At 70.7% G+C, this 10,491-nt stretch carries 10 protein-coding genes and 4 pseudogenes; 8 read left to right on the top strand and 6 right to left on the bottom strand.

Translation table 11 applies throughout. The features are described 5' to 3' along the window. Positions 1–165 precede the first annotated feature (165 nt). Both ACFY04_RS43175 and ACFY04_RS43170 read left to right on the top strand, forming a co-directional pair. Positions 166–258 (top strand): annotated as a pseudogene (locus ACFY04_RS43175) (DUF6233 domain-containing protein); the annotation flags it as partial. A 24-nt stretch (positions 259–282) separates the two neighbouring features. Beyond that, positions 283–828, top strand: coding sequence for a phosphatase PAP2 family protein (locus ACFY04_RS43170; RefSeq protein WP_389126505.1), 546 nt, complete (start codon positions 283–285; stop codon positions 826–828). A gap of 4 nt (positions 829–832) precedes the next feature. On the opposite strand, the gene ACFY04_RS43165 is transcribed toward ACFY04_RS43170, so the two are convergent. Genes ACFY04_RS43165 through ACFY04_RS43155 form a run of 3 tightly spaced genes read right to left on the bottom strand, consistent with a single transcriptional unit; the run spans position 833 to position 3,092 of the window. After that, positions 833–2,416: a multicopper oxidase family protein gene (locus ACFY04_RS43165; protein ID WP_389126504.1), complete on the bottom strand. Its 1,584-nt coding sequence runs from the start codon at positions 2,414–2,416 to the stop codon at positions 833–835. Then, a complete protein-coding gene (locus tag ACFY04_RS43160; RefSeq protein WP_389126503.1) occupies positions 2,413–2,781 on the bottom strand; it encodes a hypothetical protein in 369 nt (122 codons plus the stop codon). Before ACFY04_RS43160 ends, ACFY04_RS43165 begins: the two co-directional genes overlap by 4 nt. A 53-nt stretch (positions 2,782–2,834) precedes the next feature. Continuing rightward, entirely contained in the window at positions 2,835–3,092 is a 258-nt protein-coding gene (locus ACFY04_RS43155; protein ID WP_389126502.1) for a hypothetical protein, read from the bottom strand. A 197-nt stretch (positions 3,093–3,289) separates the two neighbouring features. On the opposite strand from ACFY04_RS43155, the gene ACFY04_RS43150 reads away from it, so the two are divergent. Together ACFY04_RS43150 and ACFY04_RS43145 are read left to right on the top strand one after the other, a co-directional pair. Next, positions 3,290–4,417, top strand: a complete 1,128-nt coding sequence (locus tag ACFY04_RS43150) for a sensor histidine kinase (RefSeq protein ID WP_389126501.1) — start codon at positions 3,290–3,292, stop codon at positions 4,415–4,417. Further along, complete coding sequence (locus ACFY04_RS43145) at positions 4,414–5,082, top strand: response regulator (protein ID WP_389126499.1); 669 nt, start codon at positions 4,414–4,416, stop codon at positions 5,080–5,082. Before ACFY04_RS43150 ends, ACFY04_RS43145 begins: the two co-directional genes overlap by 4 nt. Before the next feature lie 42 nt (positions 5,083–5,124). Here ACFY04_RS43145 and ACFY04_RS43140 read toward each other — a convergent pair. Then, positions 5,125–5,799: pseudogene (locus ACFY04_RS43140) on the bottom strand (MFS transporter); the annotation flags it as partial. A gap of 105 nt (positions 5,800–5,904) precedes the next feature. On the opposite strand from ACFY04_RS43140, the gene ACFY04_RS43135 reads away from it, so the two are divergent. Beyond that, the gene (locus tag ACFY04_RS43135) at positions 5,905–6,684 is read left to right on the top strand and encodes a hypothetical protein (protein WP_389126497.1); all 780 of its coding nucleotides are present in this window, start codon (positions 5,905–5,907) and stop codon (positions 6,682–6,684) included. Positions 6,685–6,983: 299 nt separating this feature from the next. Here ACFY04_RS43135 and ACFY04_RS43130 read toward each other — a convergent pair whose 3' ends face one another. After that, positions 6,984–7,418: a hypothetical protein gene (locus ACFY04_RS43130; RefSeq protein ID WP_389126496.1), complete on the bottom strand. Its 435-nt coding sequence runs from the start codon at positions 7,416–7,418 to the stop codon at positions 6,984–6,986. A gap of 263 nt (positions 7,419–7,681) precedes the next feature. Between ACFY04_RS43130 and ACFY04_RS43125 the strand changes: the two are divergent. The 3 genes and pseudogenes from ACFY04_RS43125 (at position 7,682) to ACFY04_RS43115 (ending at position 10,165) form a co-directional block, all read left to right on the top strand. Beyond that, positions 7,682–8,814, top strand: a pseudogene (locus ACFY04_RS43125) (hypothetical protein). A gap of 220 nt (positions 8,815–9,034) precedes the next feature. Beyond that, the gene (locus ACFY04_RS43120) at positions 9,035–9,250 is read left to right on the top strand and encodes a hypothetical protein (RefSeq protein ID WP_389126495.1); all 216 of its coding nucleotides are present in this window, start codon (positions 9,035–9,037) and stop codon (positions 9,248–9,250) included. A gap of 27 nt (positions 9,251–9,277) precedes the next feature. Then, complete coding sequence (locus tag ACFY04_RS43115; RefSeq protein WP_389126493.1) at positions 9,278–10,165, top strand: SDR family oxidoreductase; 888 nt, start codon at positions 9,278–9,280, stop codon at positions 10,163–10,165. A gap of 74 nt (positions 10,166–10,239) precedes the next feature. Here the strand turns inward: ACFY04_RS43115 and ACFY04_RS43110 are convergent. Next, positions 10,240–10,338: pseudogene (locus ACFY04_RS43110) on the bottom strand (IS5/IS1182 family transposase); the annotation flags it as partial. Positions 10,339–10,491: the final 153 nt, after the last annotated feature.

Raw genomic sequence — 10,491 nt, 5'->3', positions numbered from 1 at the left:
GGTGTTGTGGTGCCCACCCCCCCACGCCGCGGACGCGCACCCGCGGCAAAAAACCCCCCGGGGGGGGGGCCCCCCCCGCGGCGGGGGGGGGGGGGGGGGGGGCCCCCCCCGCGCCCCCCGCTACTCCCTCGGACGGCCTACAGGTAGTCGGCCGGCTCTGCCCCCGCCAGCCCCGAGCAAATACGGCGGCTCCTGGCCGAAGGCATCCCCGCCTGCATCCACTGCAGCCCCGACACCACACTCGGAGTGCTGGAGTGACCGGGGCACCGACAGGGTGGAGGGATGAGCCCCCGAGCTGCGCGTGGTCGTCTACCCGCCGAGGGCGGGCGCCGCGTCCGCGTCGACGGCGAGACCCTCGGCCGGGCCCTCGGTCCCGGCGACCTCCTCGAATTCCTCCGCCGCGCGGGGCCCGACCCGGACGGCGTCCACGTGGACGATCCGCTGCTGATCGAGTGGCGGGGCGGCGGACCAGCCGCGTGGATCCCCGACCCGGCACGGGGTGAGCGGGCGGCCGCGACCGCCTGCCGGAAAGCTGTGGCGCACCACGCTCCCCCGCGTTGTCCCGGCATGGACGTGCTGGCCCGTGTCATCCGCTCGCGCGCGGTTGCGGCACTGGGGTGGGTGGCCGCGGTGGCCTTGTCCGGTCTGGTCGCGGCCAGCCGTGTCTGCCTCGGCGTCGACTGGGCAACCGACGTCACGGCCGGCTTCGCACTCGGAGCGGCCGCAGCCCTCACCCTGATCACCATCGACGTCGGATCCCGCCTCTGGGCCCGCACCCGGTCCCGTGAACGGAGAGATTCGGGCCGAGTCAGCGCCGCCGGCGCGTAGGTGCTCACACGACCTGGAAGTTGGCCATCATCGCCATGTCCTCGTGTTCCAGGTTGTGGCAGTGCAGCATGTAACGGCCCTTGTACCCGCTGAACCGGGCGAGGACTTCGACGACTTCGTACGGGCGGACGTCGACGGTGTCCTTCCAGCCGGCGTCGCTTGCGAGCGGTGGCCGGTTGCCGCGGGCGATGACCTGGAACTGGGCCAGGTGCAGGTGGACCGGGTGATGGAAGTCGCTGCTGAACCGCCAGCGCTCGACGCTGCCGAGCCGTGGGGTGGCCAGCGCCTCGGTGGTGCTGAAGGGTCGGCGGTTGATGGTCCACATCGCGTGCTCGTCGCTGCTGTTCGTGCGCCGGAAGTCGAAGGCGCGTACCGGCATCGCGCTGGTCGGGGTGAGCTTCTCGAAGGCCGACAGGCGGGCGGGGACGTGGCTGTCGTCCTTTTCCCGGCGGACGATGTGGAAGCGCATCACCTGCCGCATACGGCCGCCCGCCGCGGTGTTCACCAGCGTGATCCGGCTGCCGATGGGGTGGGCGGAGAAGTCGACAACGACGTCGAAGCGTTCGGCGGGCGCCATGTCGAGGACGCTGAGCCGCTGCGGCGCACCGAGCAGGCCGCCGTCGCTGCCGATCTGGACGAACGGCGCGTGGCCGCCGTTCTCGGTGTCCAGTCGCAGCTGGTAGCGGCGGGCGTTGGAGGCGTTGAGGAAGCGCAGCCGGTAGCGGGTGCCGGATACCTCCAGCTCGGGCCACGGCGCGCCGTTGACGAGCTGGACGTCTCCGAGTACGCCGTCCATGTACGCGGCCTCGACGCCGGGACGGCCCGTGCAGGTGGGGTCGAGGGCCGGGTAGCGGAACGAGCCGTCTGCCTCGAAGGCCCGGTCGCACAGCATCAGCGGGATGTCGCGTTCACCGTCGGGCAGCGGCAGCCGGTCCTCCTCGTCGTCGCCCACGAGGAAGAACCCGGCCAGCCCGCGCCAGACCTGCGGGGCGCTGAAGTCCATGCGATGGTCGTGGTACCAGAGCGTCGCAGCAGGCTGAGGCAGCGGGTACGTGTAGGTGCGGTACGCCGTGGTGGTGTTTCCCGGCTCCATGGACATGCCGTGTGTCCCATGGCTCTGACCGGGCGCGCACTGGACCGGCAGGACCAGATCGGTGGGATAGCCGTCGGAGTCGGGCGGAGTCACCCCGCCGTGCAGGTGCATGGCGGTGGGCACGGTCAGGCCGTTGCGTACCCGCACCTCGGTGCGACGTCCGGAACGGGCATGGAAGGTGGGGCCGGGGAAGATCCCGTCGTAGCCCCATACAGTGGTCTTCAGGCCGGGCAGGATCTCGATCCGCCCTTCGCGCTGGTCGAGTTCGTAGAAGTCGGTCCCCCGCTCGGTACTGGTCGGCCGGGCGGTGGGCGGCACCGGGAGCGGGAGCGTGAACGGCTCGGGCAGCCGGGCGGCACTGGTCAGGAGGCGTCCGGTCGAGGCGCCGGCGAGGCGGGCGTACCCGGCGACGCCCAGGGTGAGAGCGGCCCCCGCGCCGCCCACCAGCCCCAGCAGGGCCCTCCGGCTCAGTACGGGTCCGCGCCGGGGGCTCACTCGGCCACCCCCGGAGCGGCCACAGCCGGGCGGTACGCGAACGCCCAGCAGGTCAGGGCGGTCGCACAGCCGAAGACGGCCATGCCCAGCGGCATGTGACCGGCCAGGATCCGGGCCTCGCCGAGCCCTTGCTGCGCGGCGACCAGCACGACGAGAAGCGCACCTGCGGCGGTCGGCCAGGCGGGGCCGCGCCCCAGCCGCCACACCAGCAGAGCCGCCACGGCCTGGATGAAGGTCAGTGCAATGAGCACCTCGGCATTCGCCGCATGCCAGGCCAGCAGGTCGAGGTTGCCGGTGACGAACATCCCCGCCAGGGCCGCCTGCAGCAGGGTGTCGAGAAGGACGAGGAGCGTGGTGGCGCGCATCAGCTGTATCGGCCATGCCCGTATCCGGGGCACAGGCGTCACGATGGGACCGGTCACGACTGGGCCGACGCGGTGCGCGAGCGCTTGGCCGTGCCGAGGCGAACGGCTGGGCGGATCAGCGCCAGCACGGCGATGACCACGCCGGCCAGCGCCACCAGCCCGCCTGTCGTGGCCCCGAGCCGCCCGAGGCTGAAGTCGTAGACGCCGGCGGCGACCGGCTGGACCGAGGTGTTTGCCGCCGCTGGTCCGGCAAGGCCCAGGCCCGCGATCAGGGAGGCTGCGGCGGCAGCGCATAAGCGACGAATGGACATGAGCGTGCTCCTTCTCTTCCTGCGACTCGACGTCTTCTGATCGTGTCGAGCGGACGGGCCCCAGGTCGTCCCGCAGGCGCAGACACTTCGCGCTACCGCGGGCGCGGCAGGCGCCGGACATGTACTGCGTTCGCGGTAGTCGGCCCCTCGTCCGCGAGCGGGATTCGCCCTCGGGGGCGCCGGGCTAGGGTGCGCACATGGGCAAAGGACGGTTCGCGGTCCGGGTCGGTGTCAGGGACTGGGTGATCGCCGTCGGTGTGGCGGCGGCCCTGCTGGTCACCGGGCTGTCCGAGCAGCACTCGGCCACCGGCCTCGCCCTCCTCGGCTACGCACTGCTGGCTGTCGGCGGTCTGGCTCTGGCGGCAGGCCGCCGGGCCCCGGTTGCGGTGCTGGTCGTCACCGGGTTGTGCGCGGTGGGCTACCAGGCGGCGGGTTTCGACGTGGCGGCCGTCGCGTTCCTCTTCGCGGTGTACGCGGCGATGAGGGCGGGACACCGCGCGATCACAGTGGTGGTGAGCGTGGCCGTGCTGGCCGTCCTCCCCGTCGCGGCCCTGGCCTCGGGCCTGCACGACACGGGTGAGGCGTTCGCGCAGGCCCGCGGCGCCCTCGAGATCGCCTGGCTGATCGCGGCCGGCGCCGCCGGTGAGGCGCTGCGGCAGGCCGAGCGGCGGGCGGACGAGGCCGAGCGCACCCGGGAGGAGACCGCACGGCGCCGAGCCGACGAGGAGCGGCTGCGCATCGCGCGGGAGCTGCACGATTCGCTGACCCACCAGATCTCGGTCATCAAGGTGCAGGCAGAGGTCGCCGTCCACGTGGCCCGCAAGCGGGGTGAACAGGTACCGGAAGCCCTGCTGGCAATCCAGCAGGCCGGCCGCGAGGCGACCCGGGAACTGCGCGCGACCCTGGAGGCGCTCCGCGACGACGACATGGCCCCTCCGCGCGGGCTCGACCACCTCCCGGAACTGGTGGAAGGGGCCCGCAGCATCGGCTTGGACGCGACGCTGACGATCGAAGGGCAACGGCAGGCCGTGCCGGTGACGGTGGGCCGAACCGTCTACCGGATCGTTCAGGAGTCGCTCACCAACGTCTCCCGTCATGCGGATGCCCGTACGGCGTCGGTCCGGATCGACTGCCGCCCGGACGCCCTCGCGGTACGCATCGACGACGACGGCAAGGCCACCCCGGACACCGCCCCGGTGCCGGGGGTCGGGCTGCTCGGGATGCGCGAACGCGTCACCGCGCTCGGCGGCCGCCTGCGGGCGGAACCGCGCAGCGAGGGCGGCTTCACCGTCCAGGCCGAACTCCCCCTGGGACGGGCATCGTGATCCGTGTCCTGCTGGTCGACGACCAGCCGCTCATCCGCAGCGGATTCCGCGCGCTCCTCGACCTCGAAGACGACATCGAAGTCGTGGCCGAGGCTGCCAACGGGCGGGACGCCCTGGAATTTGCCAAGGAGCACCTGCCCGAGATCGCGCTCGTCGACATCCGGATGCCGGTCATGGACGGCATCGAGACGACCCGGCGCATCGCCGCCGATCCGGCTTTGGCCGGGGTGCACGTCGTCATCCTGACCAACTACGGCCTGGACGAATACGTCTTCGACGCGCTGCGCGCCGGCGCCGCCGGATTCCTCGTCAAGGACATCCTGCCGGAGGACTTCCTGCACTCCGTACGCGTCGCCGCGCGCGGCGACGCCCTTCTGGCACCGTCCATCACCCGCAAGCTGATCAACCGGTACGTCACCCAGCCACTCCCCACCGCCCCCGGCACCGGTACGGGTCTGGAAGAGCTGACCGGCCGCGAACGCGAGGCCGTTGTCCTGGTCGCGCACGGCCTGTCCAACGACGAGATCGCGGACCGCATGGTGATCAGCCCGCTGACCGCGAAGACCCACGTCAACCGGGCCATGGCCAAACTCCACGCCCGCGACCGCGCCCAGCTCGTGGTCTTCGCCTACGAATCCGGCCTGGTCACCCCACGCAACTCCTGACAGCCATGGGTCCAGGTGGGCGTGCCACGTCCCTTGGGGAGTTCACCTTGGCTGCGAGCTCCTGCGTCCCGGCCTCGTGAAAGCGATCACCGGTCCGGCGGCGATCAGGACCGCGAGTGCCGCGTACCCGTAGGCGAGCGTGGTGACCGTGGCGATGCCGGCGACCAGCAGCGGGCCGCCTGCGTCGCCGAGTTCGCGGCCGAGTTCGGCAGTCCCCATGGTCTGGCCCATGCGCTCCTCGGGGGTTGATGCGGCGAGGGCGGCGCAGCCGAGCGGGGTGATCAGTCCGGTACCGGTGCCGATGAGGGCGGCGGCCAGCAGGACCCCGGCAAGGCCGGGCAGCATCGCGGCAGCGAGTCCAGCGGCGGTGACGATCAGTCCGGTCAGCAGGCCGGTACGGGTGGTCAGGCGCCCCGCGTCCAGGGCGCGACCGGCTTGGGGCTGCACCACGGCGGCGGTGGCGGCGAGTACGGAGACGGCAGCGCCGGTGGCCACGGTGCCGAGTCCGGCCGAGGAGCCGGAGACAGGCAGGAAGCCGACGCCGACGGACAGCGCGGCGGTGGCCGCGGCGAGGGCTGCGGTCGGTGCGAGGAAGGACCGGTCGGCCAGCCGGCGGGCTAGGTCGGCCACGGTCTGCCGCTTGCGGGGCAGCGGCGGTACGACGGGGACGGCGAAGGCAGCCCACAGGGCGACGGCCGCCGCGCACACCGCCATGACGGTGGGGTGGCCGGATCGGCGGTCTTTCGTCGTCGGCGCGTGGCCGGATACGACTGGGCACCCGGCCCGCCCCGCTCCCGCCGATCGCCATGGAGGCGCACCCCGATGACCCCAGTCGGCATGACCAGCTTCGACGACGTCTACGCTCTCCCCGACCCCCGCGGGTACTTCACCGCCCTGGGGCCGTACGAGTACCAGACCCCCGGCCACGCCCAGCCGGTCTTCCGCGCGCTTGCCGCCGGACTCGGGCCGGGGCGGCGTACGATCCTCGACGTGTGCTGCTCCTACGGGATCAACGCCGCCCTCCTCAACCACGACGTCACCCTCGACGAACTCTTCGCGCGCTACACCTCGGCCCGTACGGCCGAACTCACCACCGCCGAACTCGCCGACCTCGACCGTGACTTCTACGCGGTCCGCCGCCGCCCCGACGCCGTGCGGGCCATCGGCATCGACATCTCGCGCCCCGCCCTGGACTACGCCGTGGCCGTCGGGCTGCTCGACGAGGGGCACTGCGTGGACCTGGAGCGCACCGAGCCGGGGGAGCGGCTGCGCGGCTCGCTGGCCGGGACGGGCCTGATCATCGTCACCGGCGGCACCAGCTTCCTCACCGAGCGCACCTTCACCCGGCTGTTCACCGCCATCGGCCACCCCGTGCCGGTGGCTGCCTTCGTCCTGCGCACCCACGACTACGGGGCGATCTCCGGCTGCCTGGAGTCGTACGGCCTCACGATCGAGCGGGCCGCCACCACCCAGCCGCAGCGGCGCTTCACCGACCCCCGGGAGCAGGAGCGCGCGGTGGCCACCGTCACCGCGTTCGGAGAAGACCCGGCAGGGAAGGAGTCGGCGGGGTACTTCCATACCCGGCTGCACCTGGCCCGCTGAACACGCCCCCGGGAACCGGGGGGGGCCGACACCGTGCCAGGCGGGACTTGAGCGAGAGGCTGCCACTCCACGCGCCGACAGCTACGGAACAGCGCGCGCCCAGCGAGCCAACGACGCGCCGACACCGCCTGAGCACCGCCGCGCTGCGTGTTGGCCACGGCGGCGGGATCGTCCAAAACCGCCGTCGGCCCGGACGGACCTGCCGGTGGACTCGCTGGCGGCCGCGCCGCTGCCGTACCCAGGTATCACCTGCCGTCTTGTCCCGGCGGAGCCTTTCGAAGCTGTTGCTGAAGCAGGGCTCACTTCTTGCAGGGGAACGTCACCTGCTCGCTGCGGACGCTCTTCTTTTGGTCCGGCAGGTGGAGCGTGACGTACCCGGTCACCGCCTTGGCGTTCCTGGGCGCCGGCATGTCCACGACCTGAAGGACGACCTTGGTGGAGGTGCCCGCGCCGAAGGCGAAGGATCCCGGGGAGACCCGGGCGGGGCTGGCGTTCACGGTCCAGTGGTAGCGGACCGTGCCCGGTCCGGTCGCCGTGATCTTTCCGTCGAAGGCCATGGCCACGGGAGTGCCGTTGCACTCGACGGTCTCCCCCGGCTTCAGCAGGGTGACCACTTCGACTTTGGTGACCTTCACCGCCTGCTTGACCCCGCTCGTCCCAGCGGTTCCGGCCTGCGCCACGTGGGCGGGGGCGAGGGCCACCGAGGAGGCGAGGAGCGGGGCTGCGAGGAGCATGAGGCATCGACGCCGCATTGTGCTGCCTTCCGGATGAGGAAAGCCCCCGATCTCGGTCCCAGGATATCGGCGGCCCGCCCGGGCGGCCCGGCAGCCGGCGGTCAGCCCGGCGAAGGGATCGGCGCTCTCGACACGGGTACCTCACCGGGGTGTACGTCACCCGGGGTGTACGCCACCGACCTGCCACAGGTTGGCCGCCCGAAATCGGTTGGCTTGCTGTTGCCGGACTGCGATGATGCCTCTGTTTCCCAGATGGAGGACATCTGTTCGTTTTCGTGTGTGCAGAGTGCGGCGCTGAGCTGACGACTCCGCTGTCCCAGGTCGCCCTGCCGGTCCACGCCCATCAGAAGTACGGCAATGGGGCCCAGCTCCCAGTGCTCATGGAGTCGGGCACGTTCGCCGTGGAATCGGAGCCCTGGGGGCCGCCGTGGCGGAAGTGGGAGGAGATCCATCCGGACGAGGCGGCCGCCCGCGGTATATACGCGCCGGTCTACGCCCTGTCTGACGGTGTGCCGGCGCGATCGTCATCGCACCCGGCGACGCCCACGGCACCGTACTGATCCCGGAAAATCGCGGACGCGGCTACTGCTGCGGCCTCGACGGGGCCGCCGGCCCCAACGTGGCCTGCGTGGCCTGTGCCCTGCCCGTGGCGAGCCGGATCGACGACTGCTCACTCTGGCAGGCCATGTGGCTCGCCCCAAACGCCGTACGTCGCCGCCCCGTCGACGGCGCCGACGCCTCACCGCTTTCCTGGGCGGATCTGATCGCGCAAGGCAGAAGCACACCCCCGTTCGAGCCGATCGCCACCTGGGGATCGCGGCTGGGAGCGGGCCACTGGTCGAATCACTGGTGGTCGTGGAGCCCGCAGTGGGAAGCGGCGGCTGGCCGGGCACTCGCCCACCTGCTGGCCGCCTCGGAGGGGCGGCCCGTGATGGTCCCGGACGGTTTGGCCGCGGAGGTGTTCCGGCGCGCACTCGACGCCATGCTGCCCGCAGGGCCGCCGACGCGGCACGCCGTCCTGGCCGGACCGGGACGACCGGCTCCCGACGGGGCCGACATCCTCCTTGTGCCCACCCATCCGCAGACTGGGGAGGTCTGGGCGCCGGCTGACCCGGCGGCGTACCCGGTGCCGCTGCCGTTGGCGGTGTGGCTGTGGCTGGCCTTCCCCGAGCCGGACCTGCCCGTCCCCACGTCGGGCGTCCTCCCCGACGGCGTCCTCCCCGACGGCGTCCTCCGCGACGACTTCGACCCGCCCGCGCCGCTCCCCCGCCACCTGTTCCGAGCGGACCTGGAAACCTTCCGGCACACCCTGGTCCGGCTGCCGGACATCCGCAGCCCGTGGCTGCGCGAAATCCTCGACAACCTCACGCAGCACATGCGCGCCGGCTACTTCTAGCCCGCGACCCGGCCACGTGGTCGGGCGGGCGGCTGCGCAACCGGTGACCCGCAGAAGACACAGACCACAGAAGTTGGGCCAGAGCCCGAGTTGCGGGTTCTGGCACAGATCTTGGGGAGTCGTCGCGGAGCGCTACCCCGATGTTCGAGTGCGAGGAGTCGGGTTCGTGTGAGACCGCGTACGCCTTGTCGTCCGACGATCAGAATTGACGCTCCCTCAGGTGTTCTTCGGCCGCTGCTGCGGTCGGTTGTGGACGGTGATGGTGCTGGTCATGCAGACCGATGCACCGTTCTGGGACTCACTGGTATTCGCCGGTATCGACAAGGTGGATGTCGAAGCGGTTACGGCCGCGTTCGGGACGGTCGAGGTGGCGGCGAGAGGCCGCGCGACCGGCTCTGCATGTCCGGACTGCGGCCGCTTCTCGGATGCATCATGATACGTCGACGTCTTATAGTCAGAAACTATGTCTCACTTAAAGAAGCCCCCTCCCATTGTTGTCACCGGGGCCACTGGGACGATCGGCCACCCGGTCGTCGCAGGGCTGCTTGATGCCGGTCACACGGTGCGCGGAATCTCGCGACACCCGCAACGTGCCTCACTCCCGGATGGTGCGGACGTGGTCTTCGGCGACCTGGACGACCCGTCCACACTGAGGCACGCATTCGACGGTGCCGCGCAACTCGTCCTGATCGCGGTCCCTGAGACCGTTGAGGCGGTCGTCTCTCGCGCAAAACAGGCGGGCGTCGAGCACGTGGTTGTGGTCTCCTCCGCCGCCGTAACGGCCGGCTACGACACGACGTACAACGCCGTCGTCGAGCAGGCCGTCATGGACTCAGGACTGGATTGGAGCATCGTGCGTCCCGGTGAGTTCGCGACAAACTCACTCCTCATATGGGGACCATCGATCAAGTTAAGTCGCCGAGCTGTGGAGCCCTTTCCTGATCAGATCGGGCATCCCATCCATGAGGCCGACGTTGCCGACGTCGTCCTGGCCAACCTGCTCGACCCACACCGCCTCGGACGGATCGACACGATCATTGGACCGGAAAGTCTCACCAAACGCGAACAGGTTGCAGTGATCGCAGAAGCGATCGGAGAACAGATCACGCTCGATGAGGTCTCCGCCGAACAAGCCCGCGACTTCTACCGAGCCCAAGGGGGCTTCGCGGCCGCGAACGCAGACTTCCTGTTCGGGTTCGAAAGCTACGACGGCATCGTAGGCATCACGGATGAACCCCATGACACGAGGGCCCCGGAGGACGATGCCTACCTCACACTCGACCACATAACGGGCACTCCAGCTCGCACCTTCCGCCACTGGGCGCACGGTCACGCCTCCGACTTCATTTGAGCGATGGCAGGGGCAAGCACTCTCAGAGGTCGCTTCCTCCCGATGTTTCATCCCGTAATTGGTATTTCATCCGGTTATACCGCGTCGCGCCACGAGATGGTGGCTTCGCCGGTGAGGCGGCGGGCCATCGGGTCGGTCATAGCGGGGTGGATCACGGCTTCAGAGCGGGCGGGTTCAGGAGCGGTCAGCACCCCAGGACCGTTGCCAGTTCTTGGTTCTGGCACAGATCTTAGAGCTCGTAACACGATCATGCGTCGGGCTTGTTGAGGCGTCGCCAGCAGATGAGGCTGCAGGCGAGGGAGACGAAGGCGTCGTGGAGTTCGGTG

It is taken from the genome of Streptomyces sp. NPDC001549 (assembly GCF_042894025.1).
In the GTDB taxonomy this organism is placed as follows: domain Bacteria; phylum Actinomycetota; class Actinomycetes; order Streptomycetales; family Streptomycetaceae; genus Streptomyces; species Streptomyces kutzneri.
Note: the sequence above shows the minus strand (reverse complement) of the source record. Positions and strands in the feature narration are given on the sequence as shown.